Origin of the sequence: Saccharothrix sp. S26 (assembly GCF_021390395.1) — a bacterium.
Lineage (GTDB): Bacteria > Actinomycetota > Actinomycetes > Mycobacteriales > Pseudonocardiaceae > Actinosynnema.
Map to the genome: position 1 here is coordinate 119,043 of NZ_JAJUWT010000009.1, position 17,466 is coordinate 136,508.

18 protein-coding genes are annotated in these 17,466 nt (G+C 73.3%); 6 read left to right on the forward strand and 12 right to left on the reverse strand.

Annotation, left to right across the window (positions count from 1 at the left end):
* Positions 1–9 precede the first annotated feature (9 nt).
* Together LZG04_RS16260 and LZG04_RS16265 are read left to right on the forward strand one after the other, a co-directional pair.
* Positions 10–732: a thioesterase II family protein gene (locus LZG04_RS16260; protein WP_233817780.1), complete on the forward strand. Its 723-nt coding sequence runs from the start codon at positions 10–12 to the stop codon at positions 730–732.
* Positions 732–1,961, forward strand: a complete 1,230-nt coding sequence (locus LZG04_RS16265) for an acyltransferase domain-containing protein (RefSeq protein WP_233817782.1) — start codon at positions 732–734, stop codon at positions 1,959–1,961. Before LZG04_RS16260 ends, LZG04_RS16265 begins: the two co-directional genes overlap by 1 nt.
* Positions 1,962–2,168: 207 nt before the next feature.
* Here LZG04_RS16265 and LZG04_RS16270 read toward each other — a convergent pair whose 3' ends face one another.
* The 11 genes from LZG04_RS16270 to LZG04_RS16320 all read right to left on the reverse strand — a co-directional run bounded on the left by LZG04_RS16270 (position 2,169) and on the right by LZG04_RS16320 (position 12,295).
* Positions 2,169–2,846 (reverse strand): AfsR/SARP family transcriptional regulator, encoded by a 678-nt coding sequence (locus tag LZG04_RS16270; protein WP_233817784.1) that lies wholly within the window; start codon positions 2,844–2,846, stop codon positions 2,169–2,171.
* A gap of 47 nt (positions 2,847–2,893) precedes the next feature.
* Positions 2,894–3,826 carry an alpha/beta hydrolase gene (locus LZG04_RS16275; RefSeq protein WP_233817786.1) on the reverse strand — a complete coding sequence of 311 codons (933 nt, stop codon included), beginning with the start codon at positions 3,824–3,826 and terminating at the stop codon, positions 2,894–2,896.
* A gap of 82 nt (positions 3,827–3,908) precedes the next feature.
* Complete coding sequence (locus LZG04_RS16280) at positions 3,909–4,607, reverse strand: SDR family oxidoreductase (protein ID WP_233817788.1); 699 nt, start codon at positions 4,605–4,607, stop codon at positions 3,909–3,911.
* A gap of 17 nt (positions 4,608–4,624) precedes the next feature.
* A complete protein-coding gene (locus LZG04_RS16285; protein WP_233817790.1) occupies positions 4,625–5,848 on the reverse strand; it encodes a beta-ketoacyl synthase in 1,224 nt (407 codons plus the stop codon).
* A complete protein-coding gene (locus LZG04_RS16290) occupies positions 5,845–6,087 on the reverse strand; it encodes an acyl carrier protein (RefSeq protein ID WP_233817792.1) in 243 nt (80 codons plus the stop codon). The genes LZG04_RS16285 and LZG04_RS16290 overlap by 4 nt, the downstream gene beginning before the upstream one ends.
* Complete coding sequence (locus tag LZG04_RS16295; RefSeq protein ID WP_233817794.1) at positions 6,084–7,148, reverse strand: beta-ketoacyl-ACP synthase III; 1,065 nt, start codon at positions 7,146–7,148, stop codon at positions 6,084–6,086. Before LZG04_RS16295 ends, LZG04_RS16290 begins: the two co-directional genes overlap by 4 nt.
* Positions 7,145–8,707 (reverse strand): FAD-dependent monooxygenase, encoded by a 1,563-nt coding sequence (locus LZG04_RS16300; RefSeq protein ID WP_233817795.1) that lies wholly within the window; start codon positions 8,705–8,707, stop codon positions 7,145–7,147. The genes LZG04_RS16295 and LZG04_RS16300 overlap by 4 nt, the downstream gene beginning before the upstream one ends.
* Positions 8,704–9,729, reverse strand: a complete 1,026-nt coding sequence (locus LZG04_RS16305) for a 3-oxoacyl-ACP synthase (RefSeq protein ID WP_233817796.1) — start codon at positions 9,727–9,729, stop codon at positions 8,704–8,706. The genes LZG04_RS16300 and LZG04_RS16305 overlap by 4 nt, the downstream gene beginning before the upstream one ends.
* Positions 9,726–10,382: an HAD-IA family hydrolase gene (locus LZG04_RS16310; RefSeq protein ID WP_233817797.1), complete on the reverse strand. Its 657-nt coding sequence runs from the start codon at positions 10,380–10,382 to the stop codon at positions 9,726–9,728. Before LZG04_RS16310 ends, LZG04_RS16305 begins: the two co-directional genes overlap by 4 nt.
* A 3-nt stretch (positions 10,383–10,385) precedes the next feature.
* Entirely contained in the window at positions 10,386–11,327 is a 942-nt protein-coding gene (locus LZG04_RS16315; protein WP_233817798.1) for an AfsA-related hotdog domain-containing protein, read from the reverse strand.
* A gap of 137 nt (positions 11,328–11,464) precedes the next feature.
* The gene (locus tag LZG04_RS16320; protein ID WP_233817799.1) at positions 11,465–12,295 is read right to left on the reverse strand and encodes a mycofactocin-coupled SDR family oxidoreductase; all 831 of its coding nucleotides are present in this window, start codon (positions 12,293–12,295) and stop codon (positions 11,465–11,467) included.
* Between the two features lie 165 nt (positions 12,296–12,460).
* Between LZG04_RS16320 and LZG04_RS16325 the strand changes: the two genes are divergently transcribed.
* On the forward strand, positions 12,461–12,850 hold the full coding sequence (locus LZG04_RS16325) for a PPOX class F420-dependent oxidoreductase (RefSeq protein ID WP_233817800.1): 390 nt from the start codon (positions 12,461–12,463) through the stop codon (positions 12,848–12,850).
* A gap of 195 nt (positions 12,851–13,045) precedes the next feature.
* On the opposite strand, the gene LZG04_RS16330 is transcribed toward LZG04_RS16325, so the two are convergent.
* Positions 13,046–13,333: a helix-turn-helix domain-containing protein gene (locus tag LZG04_RS16330; RefSeq protein ID WP_308199127.1), complete on the reverse strand. Its 288-nt coding sequence runs from the start codon at positions 13,331–13,333 to the stop codon at positions 13,046–13,048.
* Between the two features lie 171 nt (positions 13,334–13,504).
* On the opposite strand from LZG04_RS16330, the gene LZG04_RS16335 reads away from it, so the two are divergent.
* The 3 genes from LZG04_RS16335 to LZG04_RS16345 all read left to right on the forward strand — a co-directional run bounded on the left by LZG04_RS16335 (position 13,505) and on the right by LZG04_RS16345 (position 17,348).
* Positions 13,505–15,103, forward strand: a complete 1,599-nt coding sequence (locus LZG04_RS16335) for an MFS transporter (protein WP_233817802.1) — start codon at positions 13,505–13,507, stop codon at positions 15,101–15,103.
* Between the two features lie 349 nt (positions 15,104–15,452).
* Positions 15,453–16,367, forward strand: a complete 915-nt coding sequence (locus LZG04_RS16340; RefSeq protein WP_233817803.1) for an AfsR/SARP family transcriptional regulator — start codon at positions 15,453–15,455, stop codon at positions 16,365–16,367.
* 63 nt (positions 16,368–16,430) lie between these two features.
* Positions 16,431–17,348, forward strand: a complete 918-nt coding sequence (locus tag LZG04_RS16345; protein ID WP_233817804.1) for a TIGR03560 family F420-dependent LLM class oxidoreductase — start codon at positions 16,431–16,433, stop codon at positions 17,346–17,348.
* Positions 17,349–17,466: the final 118 nt, after the last annotated feature.

A 17,466-nucleotide genomic window follows, 5' to 3' on the forward strand; every position in this document is an offset into this window, starting at 1 on the left:
GAGGCCCCGATGACGACCACCGCGCCCCCTGCGGCACTGACGTTGTTGTGCTTCCCCCACGCGGGCGGCAACGCCTCGCTGTTCGCCGGGTGGCACCAGGTGCTGGGCGTCCGGGTCGTCCCGGTCGAACTGCCCGGCCGGGACGGCGACGGTGCGGCCACCGACCTGGCCGCCCTCGTCGACTCGCTCGCCGACCGGGTCCGCGAGGACGTCCGCGGCGATTACGCCGTCTACGGGCACAGCATGGGAGCGCTGGTCGGCGCCGAGGTCGTGCGCAGGCTGGTGGCCACCGGTGCTCCCGCCCCGCGCGCGCTGTGCCTGGGCGCCTACCCGCCCCCGCACCACGAACACCCGCTGGTCGGCCGGTTGCCGACCGACGACGAGCTGGGTCGCCTGATCGTGGAGCTGACCGGGCTGCCCGAGGAGGTCCTGGACCACCCGACGTGGGTGGCGGGCGCCACCAGGCTGTTGTCGGGTGACTTGGCGCTGCTGCGCGGCCACCGCTTCCGCGTGGGCGAACCGCTGCCCGGACCCGTGCACGTGTTCGCCGGTGAGGGCGACGGCTTGGCTCCGCCGGAGGGCATGGCCGCGTGGGCGGAGCTGACCGAGTCCGAGCCGGTGCTGCACGTGCTGGGCGGCGGCCACTTCTTCGTCCGCACGCAGCGGGCGGCGTTCCTGCGACGGCTGCGAGCCGTGCTGGTGTCGGTCACGACCGGGGCGGCGGTGGGTTGATGGACACCGCGACGACCACCCGCACCGCCACCACCTGGCTGGTGTCCGCGCGGGACGAGGAGGGCCTGCGCGCGGCTGCCGCGGCGATCGCGTCCGCGCAGACCGTCGACCCGCGTGCGCTGGCCGCCCTGCCGCGGCTGCCGCACCGCGCCGCCGTGACCGCGGTCGGGCCGGATGCGGCGCGGGCGGCCATGGCCGACGTCGCCGCCGACGCGTTCTCCCCGGACGCCGTGCGCGGGGTCGCCGACACCGGGCCGGTCGGCGCGCTGTTCACCGGGCAGGGCAGCCAGCGGCCGGGCATGGGCCGGGAGCTGGCCCAGCTGGTGCCGGACTTCGGCGACGCGCTGCGCGACGTCTGCGCGGCCTTGGACGCGGAGCTGCCGCGCCCGCTGCTGCCGCTGGTGTTCAGCGAACCGGGGTCGCCCGAGGCCGAGGCGTTGGGCACCACGGAGTTCACCCAGCCCGCGCTGTTCGCCGTCGAGGTGGCGCTGTTCCGCGTGTTCGAGTCCTGGGGCCTGCGCCCGGCCGCGCTGCTCGGCCACTCCATCGGCGAGCTGTCCGCCGCGCACGTCGCGGGCGTGTTCGACCTGGCCGACGCGGCGGCGGTGATCGCGGCCAGGGGCAGGCTCATGCAGTCCGCCCGGCCCGACGGCGCGATGATCGCCATCGCAGCCCCCGAGGACGCCGTGCTACCCCACCTGGTGCCGGGCGTGGGCATCGCTGCGGTCAACGGCCCCAAGGCCGTCGTCATCTCCGGTGACGCGGGCTCGGCCGCCGAGGTGGCCGCGGCGCTGGCGGCCGACGGCCACAAGACGACCCCGCTGCGGGTCGGCCGGGCCTTCCACTCCAGCCACATGGACCCGGTGTTGGACGAGTTCCACGCCGTGGTGTCGTCGGTCGAGCTGCACGAGCCGCGGATCCCCGTGGTGTCCAACGTGACCGGCCGGGTCGCGAACGACCTGACCGACCCCGCCTACTGGGTGTCCCACCTGCGCAGCGCGGTCCGCTTCGCCGACGGGGTGCGGACCATGACCAACGACGGCGTGCGCACGTTCGTCGAGTTCGGGCCCGACCCCACGCTCAGCGCGCTGGGCCGGACGTGCGCGCCGGACGCGGTGTTCGTGCACACCCTGCGCCGCCGCACGCCCGAACACGCGACCGTGCTGGGCGCAGCCGCGGCGCTGTGGGTCCGCGGGTCCGAATTGGACTGGTCGCGCATCCTCGACTGATCGGGTGAGCACGAGCGCCCCACGGGAAGGGAACACGCCCGTGGGGCGCTCGTGCACCACGACACGAAGCGCGAGGCAGCTGGAACTCTGAGGCGCTTGCACGTAACGACAAGCGCGCCGGGAGGGCGAACTCTCCCGCGGCTCGCGCACGACGACAAGCGCCCCACAGGACGAACACTCCCGTGGGGCGCTTGCGCGTGCGGGCGGTCAGGGGTTGAGGATGTGGTCGCGTTCGCGGCGCAGCGCTGGGCCGGGTTCCACGCCCAGTTCGGAGGCGAGGAGCCGTTCCGCCTCCCGGTAGGCCATCAACGCCTCGCCGGGACGCTTGGCGGCCCGCAGCGCGCGCATCAGGCGCAGGTGGAACGGCTCGTGCAGCGGCTCGGTGTCGACGGCGGCCGTCATCAGCGACAGCGCCTCGCGGGCACGGCCCAACGTCACCAGAGAGTCGGCGACGATCTCCAGCGCGCGGCGGCGTGAGCCGTCGACGAGGTCGGCGGCTCCGCGCAGCAGCGGTCCCTCGCAGGGCAGCCAGCCGGGACGGCCGAGGGCGAGGGCGTTGCGGGCCTCCGCCAGGGCCGACACCGGGTCTCCGGCACGGTCCGCCGACACCGCGGCGGCCACGTGCGCCCTGAAGAACGACAAGTCGGTGTCGAGCACGTCGAGCCGGTACCCGCCCGGGACCGTGTGCACCACCAACGGGTCCAGCAGGACCCGCAACCGCGCCACGTGGACGTGCAGAGCGCCTTGGGCGCTGCGAGGCGGACGACCTCCCCACAGCTCTGCGACCAGCTGCGCGGAGGTGACCGGTTCCGGGGCGCGCAGGACCAGCGCGGCCAGCAGCAGGCGCAGCTTCCCCGCACCGATCACGCGTTCGGCGGGGTCCACGTCGCCGACGGTGACGCGGACCCTGCCGAGGAGCGCGCAACGCGGTGTCACGAGCCGCGCAGCAGTCGGCCGACCCGGCGGGCGAAGCGCTGGTTGGCCGACGCGGCCGCCGGGCTGAGCCGGTCCATGTAGAAGAAGCCGTGGGTCAGGCCCTGGCCCGGCAGCACCGTCACCGGCACCCCCGCCTCGTCCATCCGCTTGGCCAGCAACGCCGCCTCGTCGTGCAGGACGTCGTACTCGGCCAACGAGAACAGGCCGGCCGGCAACCTCTCGACGCCCGGCGCGACCGACGGCGTGGCGTCCACCGGCGGGGTGTCCAGGCGGTCGCCGAGGTACTGCCGCCAGAACCAGGTCGCGTTGGTGCGCGTCAGCGGGTAGCCGTCGGCGTAGCGCTCGTAGGACAGCGTGCGGAAGTCCGCGCCCAGGGACGGCGTGACCAGCGCGAGCAGGCTGAACCGCGACACCAGGTGCGGGGGCAGCCTCAGCAGTGCCGAGACGGCCAGGGCGCCGCCGGAGCTGTGCCCGCCCACCCCGGCGGTGTCGGGGTCCGCGCCCAGCTCCCGCGCGTGCCCCAGGGCCCACTCCAGCGCGGCGGCGGTGTCCAGGATCGGCGCGGGGTACGGGTGCTCGGGAGCGTTGCGGGCGCGCACGGCCAGCACCGCGCACTCCGACAGCAGCGCGAGCTGGCGGACGGGGGTGTCCTCGACCTCCAGCGAGTTCGCCACGAAGCCACCACCGACGACGAACACCAGCAGCGGCAGGGCCTGTTCGGGGTCGGGGTGGTACAGCCGCGCCGCGACCGGTCCGGCGGGACCGGGGATGCTCAGGTCGCGGACCTCGGGCAGCGGCGCGCCCGCGCCCGCGACGTCGAGCCAGCCGTCCACCGCGGTGCGGACCTGGTCGACGGTGAACGTGCCGAAGTCGACTTCGCCCTCCGGGGCGTCGGCGATGAACTGCTTGATGTGCGGGTCGAGCGCCATGGGCGTCGGACCTCCCCCTCAGTGTGGGCATCGGTGGTCGGTGGTCGCTCGGCGGACGACCGACCGGCCGCCGAGCGCCGGGTCAGTGGCCCATGCCCAGGCCACCGGACACCGGGAGCACGGCCCCGGTGACGAAGCCGTTCCCGGCCAGGAACAGCACGGCGTCGGCGATCTCCTCGGGCGTGCCGGACCGGCCCAGCGGCGTGCCCGTGATCAGCTCCTCGCGGCGCTTCGCGGTGATCGTCGAGCCCATGTCGGTCTCCACCAGGCCGGGGGCCACGACGTTGACGGTGATGCCTCGCGGCCCCAGCTCCCTGGCCAGCGAACGGGCCATGCCGACCAGTCCGGTCTTGGCGGAGGTGTAGTTGACCTGTCCGGCCGCGCCGAGCATGCCGACCGCCGAGGACACGAACACCATCGCGCCGCGACGGGCGGCGAGCATGCCCGCGCCCGCTCGGCGCGCCACCCGGAAGACGCCGCCCAGGTTGGTCGCCACCACGTCGTCGAACTCCTCGTCGGTCATGGCGATCGACAGCGCGTCACGGGTGATCCCGGCGTTGGCCACGAGCACCTCGACCGGGCCGTGCTGGGCCTCGACGGCGTCGAAGGCCGACTGCACCGACGCGGTGTCGGTGACCTCGCACCGGACGCCGAACAGGTCGTCCGGCGGCGGGCTGTCGCGGTGGGTGACCGAGACCTTGTCGCCGTTGCGGGCGAACCGCCGGGCGATGGCCAGCCCCAGCCCCCGGTTGCCACCTGTGACCAGCACCGATCTGCTCATTCGCGTACTCCTGTCGCTCAGGGGGCCGTCAGCACGAGGACGCCGTTCTGCCCGCCGAAGCCGAACGAGTTGGTGACCGCCGCGCGCAGCGGCGCGGTCCTGGGCTCCTTGGCCACCACGTCCAGCTCGACCTCCTCGTCGAGGGCGTCGAGGTTGGCGGTGGGCGGCACGGTGTCCTCCTGCAACGCGAGCACGGTGTAGGCGGCCTCGATGGCGCCCGCGGCGCCGAGCGCGTGCCCGGTGACGCCCTTGGTGGAGGTCACCAACGCCCTGTCGCCGAGCACGCGGCGCACGACGCGCGCTTCGGTGACGTCGTTGAGCGGCGTCGACGAACCGTGCGCGTTGACGTGGTCGATGTCCTGCGGGGACAGGTCCGCGTCGGTCAGCGCCTGGCGCAACGCGGCCTCCACCGCACGGCCCGACGGGTCCGGCGCGGACAGGTGGTGCGCGTCGCAGGTGGCGCCGTAGCCCGCCACCTTGGCGCGCACGCGGGCGCCGCGCGCACCGGCGTCGGCCGAGCGCTCCAGCACCAGCACCCCGGCGGCCTCGGCCACGACCATGCCGTCGCGGTGCCGGTCGAAGGGCCGTGACGCCGCGGCGATGTCGTCCGCCCTGGTCGACAGCGCGCCCATCTGGGCGAGGCCGGCCATGGTCATCCTGGTCAGCGGTGCGTCGGCGGCACCCGCGATGGCGATGTCGCACATGCCCGCGCGCAGCAGTTGGCGCGCGGTGCCCACGGCGGTCGGGCCGGAGGCGCAGGCGGTGGCGGCGCACAGGTTCGGCCCCCGGGCGCCCAGGTCCATGGCGACCGCGGCCGGGATCATGTTGACCGGCGACATCACCCAGACCAGCGGGGACACCCAGGAGTGGCCTTCCTGGAGCATCTTGGCGTGCTCGCGCTCCATGCTCCCCACACCGCCCATGGACGTGCCGAGCACGACGGCGACCCTGGCGCCGTCCCACGACCGCGGGTCCAACCCCGCGTCCGCGACGGCTTCCCTGGCCGCGACCACGGCGAGCTGGGTCGCCCGGTCGAGCTTGAAGGCGACCCGGCGGTCGAGGTGGTCGGTGATGTCGAAACCGGGAACCCGGCAGCTGAAGTCGACCGGGAGGCCGGCCAGCTCCGGGTCCGAGGCCGCCGCCGAACGGCCGGAGAGCACGCCCTTCCAGTTGTCGGCCACCCCGATGCCCGCGGGGCTGATCAGCCCCAGCCCGGTGACCACGACGTCGTCGGCGTTCACTGGACGTCCGCCCCCTTGCTCCGCACCAACGCCTTGATCTCCAGCGGGGTCTGCTCGGCGGAGATGTCGCCCGGGGCCAGCTCGATGCCCAGGCTCTTCTGCAGGAACAGGGCCAGTTCCACCGCGACCAGCGAGTCGATGCCGAACTCGGTCATCGGGCGGTCCTCGGCGAACTCCTCGGTGGGCACGCCGAAGCGGTCGGACAGGATGGTGGCCAGGTCTTGGACGAACGTGGTCATGACGGCTCCTCTGCGGTGTCGACGGTGGCTTGCGGACGGGTGGCGTCGGCGACGGCGACGACATCGGGCCACTCCAGGGCGGTGGCGCCCCAGGTCGTGCCGCCGCCGAACGCGGTCAGCAGCACGGTGTGCCCCTTGTGGATGGTCTGGTCGACCGCGGCGTCGGCCAGTGCGAGCGGGATGGAGGCCGCGGCGGTGTTGCCGACCCGGTGGATGTTGGACACGACCCGGTCCGCGGGCAGGTCCAGCTGGTCGGCCAGCGCCATCAGGATGCGGGTGTTCGCCTGGTGGCCGACCACCCGGTCCACGTCGGACACCTGGATGCCGCTGCGGGCCAGCACCGCCCGGGAGGACTCGGCCATGCGCAGCACGGCCTGCATGAAGACCTCACGGCCCTGCATGGTGAAGTACCTGCTGCTCGGGTCGACCGGTTCCGGGCTGGAGCGCTGGCGGGAACCACCGCCCCGCACGGTGATCAGGTCGACCCCGCCGCCGTCGCTTCCCAGGTCGAACGTGCCGATCGCGCCGGGCTCGTCCGGCTCGCCCCGGCGCAGCAGCACCGCGCCCGCCCCGTCGCCGAACACCGCGCGCGTCGTGCGGTCGCGGGGGTCGAGGATGGTGGAGAAGGCGTCGGCGCCGATCACCAGCACCCCGCGCGAAAGACCGGCGGCGATCTGCCCGACGCCCGTGGCCAGCGCGTAGAGGAAGCCGGTGCACACGGCGTTGACGTCCATCGCGGCCACACCGGTCAGGCCCAGCTCGGAGGCGACCCAAGGGGCGGTCGCCGGGCACGGGCGGTCGGGTGTCGTGGTGGCCACCAGCACCAGGTCGACCACCGGCGCGGCGCCCGCGGTCTCCTCGGCCGATTCCAGCGCCCTCCTGCCCGCCTCGACGGCGAGGTCGCCGACCCCCTGGCCGGGAGTCAGCACGTACCGCTGCCGGATGCCGGTGCGGCTGGAGATCCATTCGTCGCTGGTGTCGAGCACCTCGGCCAGGTCGCCGTTGGTCACCACGGTCGGCGGGGTGTAGGCGCCGATCCCGGCGAGCACCGCGGCGGTCATCGGACCGCTCCGCTGTCGGGTGCCGTCTCGCGCCGCGCTGTCCACGGCGTGCTCCCTTCGATCTTGATGGCGGTCGGTGTGGGCGCCGCCAGCTCCAGGGCGGCGCGCAACCCGGTGCGGTCGCCGGGGCGGGTGCAGGCGGTGATGTGGCCGTCCGGGCGCAGCACGACGAGCGCCGGACGTGGGCCGAGCGCGCGCAGCAGCACGCGCCGGGGTGTGGCGGGGTCGGTGAGGACCGCGGCCCGGTCCGCCACCGCGCCGCGCAGGACGTCCGGGGCGGTGCGCGAGCCGAACAACCCACCCCAGACCAGGACCGTCGGCCGATCCGGGTGCAGCGCGCCGGGACCGCCTCCGAGCGGCACGGGCAGCCGGCGCCCGCCGCGCCGTCCCCGGACCGCCCCGGTCCCCCGGTAGTCGACGCCGAGCTGGCTCACGATCGGCGCCACGGCGGTGCGCAGCAAGCCGCTGCGGTGAGCGAGGGTGAACAGGGCGTCACGCAGTCCGACCTGCCACGGACCGGACACCATGCCCCACTTGGTCTGCGCGGTCGTGGTGGCCGCGACGGCGCGCGCGGCGGCGAGCCGTTCCTCCGCGTAGTGGTCGAGCACGCGCTCGTCCAGCTCTCCGAGCACGACGCCCGCGAGCCGCCAGCCGAGGTTGACCGCGTCCTGGATGCCGGTGTTCATGCCTTGGCCGCCCGCCGGGCTCAGCACGTGCGCGGCGTCGCCGGCGAGCAGGCAGCGGTTCTGGCGGAACCGGGCCGCGATGCGGCAGCGGGCGCGGAACACGGCGCTCCAGCGCAGCTCGCCCAGCCGGGGGGAGCCGGGCGCGCGGTCGTCGAGCGCCTGCTGGAACACCTCCCTGGCCGGGGGCGCGCCGTCCGGCGAATGGGGCACGGTGATCGCCAACCGCCACACGCCGCCGCCGAACGGCCCGAGCGCGAGCCCTCCCTCGGGCGAGTAGCAGTAGTAGGTCATGTCCTCCGGCGGCGCGCCGGTGAGGGGAGCGTCGGCGACGGCGAAGCTGACGTCGACCAGGTCTCCCTCGAACGGGATGCCGAGCATCTCGCGGGTCGGGCTGTGCGCGCCGTCGGCGCCGACCAGCCAGTCCACCTCGACCTGCTCGGTGGTGCCGTCGACGTGGGTCAGGGTCGCGGACACCGCGGCGGGCGCCTCGGTGAGCGCGGTCAGCCGCACCCCGCTCTCGACGTGCCCGCCCAGCTCGGCGAACCGGGCGCGCAGCACCTCCTCGGTGTCGTTCTGCGAGATCACCAGGGCATGGCGGTGGGCGGAGTAGGGCGCGTCGACCCGGACATCGCCGATGCGTCGGCCCGCGGAGAAGTAGCCGACCCCGCCGACCGCGTGCCCCCGCTCGGCCAGCGCCGGGCCGACCTGGAGGCGGTCGAGCAGTTCGAGGATGCGCGGCCACAGCACGTTGGCCCGCGAGTGCCGGGTGAAGCGGCGCTCGGCGTCGACGAGGCGGACCTGGACGCCGCGCCGGCGCAGCTCGCAGCCGAGCACGAGCCCCACCGGCCCGCCACCGACGATCAGCACGGTCATGCCGCACCTCCCCGTCCGCGCAGGGCGATGCAGGAGAAGCTGAAGCCCGCGCCCGCGTTGAGGACCAACCCGACCCGGCCCGGGGCCAGGTCGTCGGCCAGCTCGGCGACGGTGGCGAACACGTCGCCGGGGCCGAGGTGCCCGGTCCGGCGGCCGGTGACCCGCACCGGGGCCGCGCACAGCTCGGTGACCAGCGGCTCGTAGACCTCGCGCAGGATCGTCGAGCCCAAGCGCGGCAGCGCCACCCAGGACACCTCGCCGCGACCCGCGCCGGCCTCGGACATGGCCGTGGCGAGCACCTCGCGCAGCCGTTCCCGGTTGACCTTGGTGAAGATTTCCTTGCCGTGCGCGGCCAGGTACTGCTTCTTCGCGCCGCGCACGTCGACCTTCCCGCCGGTCGCCAGCGGCGCGCGACCGAACGGGCGGTCACCGCGGTGCATCAGCTCCAGCTCCGGGGCATCGGCGAGCGCCACGGACAGCAGCTCCACCCGGTGGCGCGGGTCCAGCGGCGCGACGACCGCGGCGGTGGCGCTGTCGCCGTAGGCCAGTGAGTAGTCGGCGGTCCAGCGCTCGAACTCCGGTGCGCCGAACCGGTCCGCGGACGTCAGCAGGACCGGGCCGGGCCGTCCGCTGTCCAACCACGCCACGGCGAACGACAAGGCGGCGGCCGAGCCGTTGCACACCTGCTGCACGCCGACGGGGTGCGCGTTGACGGCCCCGAGCTCGCGGGCCAGGTAGTGCGGTGGCGACCAGACGTCGTGGCCTTGGTGGTACATCCACGAGTGCAGCACCAGCGACAGCTCGGCCGGGTCGGTCCCGGCGGCGGCGAGCGCGGCCCGCCCGGCGAGCGCGGCCATCTCCGGGGCGGCCAGGTCCTCGGACACCGTGACGGCGGCGTAGCCCAGGTCCGCGGCCGTGGCCGGGTCGATGCGGCCGTCGGCGACCGCGGCGTCGGCGGTCTCGACCGCGGCCGGCAGGTGGGCGGCGATCCCGGCCAGCCCCAGCGGGATGCCCGGTCTCATCGCCCGGTCACCCCGACCTGCGGCGCGACCAGGCGCGGGGTGATGTAGTCGATGGCGTCGGACGGCTTGGTGAAGTGCACCGCCTGCCAGCCCGCGGCACGCGCTCCCTCGCAGTTCTTCTCCAGGTCGTCGACGAGCACGCACTCCTCCGGCGGCGCGCCGGCCAGGCCCGCGGCCAGCTCGAAGATCTCCGGGCTCGGCTTGCGGCACCCGACCTCGAAGGACATGACCAGCTCGTCGAACAGGCCGGCGGGCGGCACCAGCCTGCGCCAGTGCGCGTCCCAGGCGGGCGGCATGTTCGACAGCAAGCCGATGAACACCTCGCCGTGGTGGGCGCGCAGCCAGCCCTCCCACTCGGGGTTGCCGGAACGGTCGGTGAACCACTTCGTGCCGAAGTCGGACAGGTCCACCTCGACGCCGTGCTCCTCGGCGAGCACCTGCTGCACCTGCGCGGCCCACTCGTCCTCGGTGATCAGCGGTGTGTCCAACGGCGCCATGGCGTCCACCCCGTAACGCCTGCCTACGGCGACCTCGGCCGCGATGAACTGCTCGGGGGTCATCCCCATGCGGGCGCAGAACACGGCGACGTCGTCGGCGACCGGCGGGGTGAGCACCCCGCCGAAGTCGGTCCAGATGGCGGAGATCTGCTGCATCGGTCACACCTCCAAGGGCTGGTGGCGGGAGGCCGCCGGGGCGAACGCGAGGCTGATGTCGGCGACCTGCCTGCCGCGCTGGCGGACGACCACCCGCACCTCCGAGTCGCCCTCCGCGGTGCTGGTGAGCAGGACCGGCTGGTCCAGCTCGGCGAAGCGGCTGAAGGAGCAGTCGAAGCCGGCCAGGGCGGGCGGCTCGGCGTGGCCGCCCGTGGCGATGGCGAGCTGGCGGGCGGCGTCGGTGAGGGTGAGGGCGGTGAAGTGGTCGTTGCTGTGACCGAACAGCGTCGGGTGGCGCGGGTCCACCGACAGCTCGGCGTACCCGCCGGTGTCGGTGCGCCGCACGCCGGCCAGCAGCGAGTTGTCCTGGTGGGTGCGTCCGGCCGCGGCGGCGTCGAGCTGGTCGGCGCGGGTCGCACCCGGCAGGTCGTCGGAGTTCGGCACGGTCCCACCGCCGTGCTGCAACGCGCGCAGCGCCCGGTACTCCTCGGGACCGGCGTACCCGACGGCGATGGTGATGTCGGCCAGCCAACGCCCCTGCGAAGTCATCCGCATGCGCAGGTTCGCGGCGCGCAGGTTGCCCCCGCGCATCACCCGGTCGGCGACCTCGGCCTCGATCTCCACGTCCGGGTCGGACGGCGGCACGTCGGCCGTCGCCACGCTCCAGCCCTTGACCAGGAACGCGGTGTCCATCGGCACGTCGTAGGCGGTGTGGGCGAGGTAGCTGCCGAACTGGCGGCAGCACTCGAGCAGCAGCAGCGGATCGGTGCGCGGGTCGGGGTGGTCGTTGAAGTAGCGGTGCCGCCGCGGGAGCCGAACCGCTCCGACGTGCCGGTCGAGACCTGTGCGGCGGGCCGAGCGGAGGAAGACCTCCTCGGTCGAGGACCGGTGCACCAGCGACAGGTCGACCACGCCTGCACCGGCGGCGCTCAAGGGGATGGCCATCGCGATGTACCTCCGGACGGGGATGTGGGATCCGCGAACTGCGGGACGTGATTCGATTCTCGGAGCCGCCGCGCAAAGACCGCTCAAGAAAGTGCGAGGGGTGCGGCGGGACTCCCCCGTCCCCCGCACGGCACCGATCAGGCCGTGTAGTTGGCGTTCCAGCCGGCCGCGATGTCCACTGTGGAGGCACTGATGTGGCGGGCGGCGTCGGAGGCCAGGAAGAGCGCCGTGCGCGCCACTTCCTCCGGCTCGACGTACGGCACGCGCATGGGCATCAGCTGCGCCCAGACCCGCGCGGCGGCGTCGGGAGTGGGGTCGTCCGGGCTGAACTGGTGGTAGTTCAGCGAGTTGTTGATCATCGCGGTGTTGGTGAAGCTGGGCGCCACCACGTTGACGGTGATGCCGTGCGGCGCCAACTCGAGTGCCGCGGACTTCACCAGGCCGATGACGCCCCACTTGGCCGCGGTGTAGTGGGCCATGTTGGCCGTGCCCATGCGGGCCGCGACCGAGCCGGTGACCACTATGCGGCCGGACTCGCGCGGGACCATGACCCTGGCCGCCTCGCGCAAGGTGTGGAAGACGCCGGTCAGGTCGGTGTCGATCATGTCACGCCAGGTGGCGTCCGGCATGCCCAGCAAGGGGGCGGTGCTCCAGATCCCCGCGTTGGCGCACACCACGTCGACGCGGCCGAACTCCTCGACCGCCTCGTCGAACGCCGCGCGGACCTGGTCGGCGTCGCGCACGTCCACGGTGGCCGTCAGGCACCGGGAACCCTTCTGCTCCACCAGCTTCCGCGTGTGGTCGAGGTCCGAGGGTTCCGCGAGGCCGATGGGCACCGAATCGACCTGGGCGACGATGTCGGTCGCCACGACGTCGGCGCCCGCGGCGGCGAACTCCACCGCGAGCGCCCGGCCGATACCGCGCGCGGCGCCCGTCACCAGCGCCACCCGTCCGCTGAACTCGCCCATGGTCGGTCGCTCCTCCCGGTCGGTGTGCGACCGACGGTAGGCAGCGGGTCGCAAGGACCGCACGAGAAGCGCACGAGGCTCGGACGAGCGCCCTCGACAGGTGATCGTCACCGCCCGACGATCTGGTCACGGTCCGGATCCGCCGCGACCGACGCAGGAGGACACATGCCCACCATCCCCGACAGTCATCTCGACCTGCTCGAGCGACCGCTGTTCGGGCACTTCGCCACCCTCGGCAGGTCCGGGGAACCGAACGTCAACCCGATCTGGTTCCGCTGGGACGGCGAGTACTGCTGGTTCACCACGTCGACGCGCCGCCGGAAGCACTCCAACGTGCGGCGTGACTCGCGGGCCGCACTCGCGGTGCACGACCCGGAGTCGCCTTATCGGTACCTGGAGCTGCGCGGGCGGGTGGAGCGCGTGGAACCCGACCCGGGGGTGGAGCTGTTCCTCGCCCTGGCCGCCAGGTACGGCATCCCGGACGCGGGGATCCCGGACGACGCGGCCGACCGGGTGAGGTTGGGGCTCAAGCCGACCCACATCACCTTCCAGTGACGTCCGGACCGGCCACGGTCGGGACCGTGCGCCGTCGTCACCTGGCGTCCGGGCCGGTCGCGGTGAGGACCTGCGCCGTCGTCACCCGGTGCACGGACGGGTGCCGGCGAGGGTCTCCGGCGTCGTCACCCGGTGCACGGGCCGGTCCCGGCGACGATCTCCGGCGTCGTCACCCGACGTCCGGGCGGGTCCGGGTCAGGACCGTGCGGCGTTGTCGCCGTCGTCCCTCAGCACCAGGGCGAGCAGGCCGGGGAACGCGGCCTCGACCTCCTCGCGGCGGAGTCGGTTCAGCCGCTGCTGGCCCTGGTCCCGCTGTTCGAGCAGCCCGGCCATGCGCAGCACGGCGAAGTGGTGGCTCAACCCCGACTTGCCGACCGGCAGGTCGAACACGCCGCAGGGGATCTCCTCCGGCTCCTTGGCCGCGAGCTGGCGCAGCAGCGACAGCCGGATCGGGTCGGCCACGGCCTGCAGGACCTTCTGCACCGGCACGTCCGCCGGATCGCAGTGCTCGATCGTCGCAGGTCGTCGCTCTTTGCGACGGGTCGTTTGCGGATTGTTCGACCCAGATCGTACACTTGCCGCTGTTGTTCGATCCACATCAAACATAGTAGCCGCTCGGCGGAGCGCCTGCGCTCGTCCGACAGGAGAAGACCCATGCCAGACTTAGCGTCCACCCCCGGCGGGGCGGTCGCCCCCAAGCGCGGCCTGACGCTGACGGCCGTGTGCCTGACGGTGGTGCTGTTCCCCCTGGCCATCGCGGGATCCGCGGTGGCCGTCCCGGCCATCAGCGCGGACCTGGGCAACTCGCTGGCCGCGGGCCAGTGGGTGATCAACGGCTACAACCTGACCTACGCGGGCTTCATGCTGGCCACCGGCTCGGTCGCCGACATCATCGGCCGCCGCCGGATGTTCCGCATCGGCGTCGCCCTGTTCGGCCTGGGGTCGTTGCTGTCGGCCATCGCGCCGGGGATCGCCCTGCTGGACATCGCCCGCGCCATCGCGGGCGTCGGCGCCGCCGCCGCGACCACCAGCGGTTCGGCCATCCTGGCCGACACCTTCGACGGCCCGGCCAGGGCGCGCGCGTTCGGCCTGTTCGGCACCGCGGTGGGCCTCGGCCTGGCGTTCGGCCCCACCCTGTCCGGCGTGCTGACGTCGAACCTGGGCTGGCGCGCCGTGTTCGCCCTGCCCGCGATCGTCACCGCCGTGGTGCTGTTCACCACGACGGGCATGACCGAGTCGCGCAACCCCCACGCGCGCAAGGTCGACGTGCCGGGCATGGCCACCTTCACCCTTGCGCTGCTGCTGCTGGTCCTGGCCCTGATCCAGGGTCCGCAGTCGGGCTGGGGCTCCGGCCTCGTCATCGGCAGCCTGGTCGCGTCCGCGGTGATGCTCGTGGCGTTCACGATCGTGGAGAAGCGCTCGTCCGAGCCGATGTTCGACCTGAGCCTGCTGCGTCAGCCGCGCTTCGTCGGCGTCTCGCTGGCCACCATCCCGGTCGTCTTCGGCTTCACCCCGCTCGCGGTCTACCTGCCGTCGTACTTCATGGCCGTCAACGGTGTGTCCGCCCAGCAGGCGGGGCTGCTGCTGATCATGCTCACCGGGCTGACCCTGATCTTCCCGTCGATCGCCGGGTACGCCACCCGCTGGCTCTCGGCGCAGGCGCAGATCGTCGCCACCGTCGCCATGGTGGCGGTGGGCATGTTCTGGCTGGTCGTCATCGAGCCGAAGCAGAACTACCTGGTGATCCTGCCGCCACTGGCCCTGATCGGCATCGCGGTCGGCATCTCGTTCGGCCTGCTCGACGGCCTGGCGGTCAGCAGCGTGCCGTCCTCGCGGGCAGGCATGGCCGCGGGCATGTTCAACACCGTGCGCCTGGCCGGCGAGACCGTCGCGATCGGTGTCGCGGGCGCGGTGCTGATCAGCATCACGCAGGCCGCGGTCGCCGACTCCATCACCGGGTTCTCCTCCGCCTACCGCGACGACCCGGCCGCGCTGGCCAACCTGCTCAACCAGGGCGAGCTGGCCAAGGCGACCGACACCGTGACCCCGGCGTCCGACCAGGCCGCGTTCGCCGCCGCCGCCTCGGAGGCGTTCACCACCGGCATCCACGGGATGGTCATCGTGCTGGGCGCGCTCTGCGCGGTCACCTTCGTGGTCGTCGGCCTGCTCCTGCGCGCCCGGACGCCGGTCGAGGACACCACCGGCGAGACCGAGGCCACCCTGGCCGACCGCACGTCCGGCAGCAACGCGTAAGTCGCGGCGAACGCCGGAGACGCACGAAGGGTGTTCAAGACCCGTTCGCGAGGACGGGTCTTGAACACCCTTCCGCGCATCCGGGGTCGCGATCGACCACCTCCCGGGCAGGACCTGCCCTGTGATACCGCTCACGGCTCGGCGATTTCCCCAGGACTGTCGGTTGGTGAAGGGGAAACGCAAGCGCGCAGACATGACGTCGTGCCAGATTCGGGACATCGGTCGTGAGGACGGGGCCGAAGGTGCCGGACGTCGACGTCGGGCCACTCCCCGCTCACCACGCGGACGCCGCCGGAGTCGCCGCGTCACGGAGCCCTCCGAGTGCTTCCCACAGAGAGGTGATCACATCATGCTGCTAGCTGTCCGGGACACCGCGGCAGAGGTCGCGGGGTCCACCCGCGGCGGGACGGCGCCCCGCCTGCGCTTGGCCGTGCTCGGACCGCTTGACCTGCGTGTCGACGGTTTCTCCGTGCGGCCGACGCCGCCGAAGATCCAGCAGGTCCTCGCCCTGCTCGCCGTGCACGCCGACCAGGTCGTGCCGGTGTCGTCGATCTTCCGCGAGCTGTGGGACGACGAACCGCCGCGGACCGCGTTGCGCACCACCCAGACCTACATCGGCCAGCTGCGCCGCTGCCTCGCGGACGCGCTGGGCTTGGACATGGACACGATCACCTCCGAGTACCTGGTGACGGAAGGCAGGGGTTACGCGCTGCGAACCGGGGCGGCCCAACTCGACCTGCACGAGTTCGAACGGCTCGCGCGTCAGGGGCGGGAGGCGCTGGCGCTGGGCGACCCGGTCCGCGCCGACGCGCTGCTCACCGCGGCCGCGCGGCTGTGGAGCGGGATGCCGCTGGGCAACGTCGCCACCGGCCCCATCCTGCGCGTGCAGGTCGAGCTCCTGCGCGAGCTGCGCCTTGGCGTGCTCGAAGACCAGGTCCAGGCGAAGATCGCGTTGCGCCGCGAGCAGGAGGTGCTCGGCGAACTCACCGAACTGGCCGCCGAGTACCCGCTCAACGAGAACCTGCAGGGTCAGCTGATCACCGTGCTGCACCACTGCGGCCGGCGGGCGGCCGCGCTGGAGGTCTACAGCAGGCTGCGCACCCGGCTCGTGGAGGACCTGGGTCTGGAGCCGTCACAGGCCCTGCGGCACTTGCAGCAGGCCACCCTGTCCGGTGAGCCGCCGGCCCGCGACGGGCGCGGCCCGGCGGCCTGGGGCCGCGCCAGGGTCGACACCCTCCCCACGCCGCGCACCGGCCGGCGCTGACGGCCTCGACCACCCCGGCCACCTGACGAGCGGTAACCCGAACCCAGACGACGAAGGACTGCGATGGAACTCCGGATCCACACCGAACCCTCCCAGGGCGCCTCGTACGCCACGCTGCTGCGCTTCGCGCAGGCGGCCGAGCAGCTGGGCTTCGACGCCTTCTTCCGCTCCGACCACTACCTCAAGCTCGGTGACGTCGACGGCAAACCAGGCCCGTCGGACGCCTGGGTGACCCTGGCCGGCATCGCCCGCGAGACGGAGTCGATCAAGCTCGGCACGCTGGTCACGCCGGTCACCTTCCGCTGGCCGGGGCAGCTGGCCATCCAGGTCGGCCAGGTCGACCACATGGCGGGGGGAAGGGTGGAGGTCGGCATCGGCACCGGCTGGTTCGCCGACGAGCACCACGCCTACGGCATCCCGTTCCCGGAGAAGCGCTTCGGCTTGCTGGAAGAGCAGCTGGAAATCGTCACCGGCCTGTGGAACACCCCCGAAGGGGGCACCTACGACTTCACCGGCGAGCACTACTCGCTCACCGGCGCGGTCGCCCCGCTGAAGGCGGGGCCGGACACCCGGCCGAAGATCATCATCGGGGGCACCGGCGGGAAGAAGACCCCCGCGCTGGCCGCCCGTTACGCCGACGAGTTCAACACCGCGTTCGTCACCCCCGAAGTGGCCGCCGGCCTGTACGAGACGGTCCGCGACCGGTCCGAGGAGGCCGGCCGCCCGCGCGACGCCCTGGTCCTGTCCATCATCCAGACCCTGTGCTGCGGCAAGGACGACGCCCAGGTCCGAGCCCGTGACGACGCCTTCACCGAACATCTGGACCCCAACGCCTGGCGCGGCACGCCCAGCGAGCTGGTCGACAAGCTGGGTCGCTTCGCCGAGGCCGGGGCCACCCGCGCCTACCTGCGCGTGCTCGACCTCAACGACATCGACCACCTCGAGCTGGTGGCTTCCGAAGTCCTGCCACAGGTCCGCTGAGCACGGGTGGCCACCACGGCGCGACCGACTGGGTGAACGCGTGACCTCGAGGGCCTGGGCCGATCGCGCTCAGGCCCTCGAGCGCGGTCCGGGTACGGGTGGTGTCGCACCCACCGGC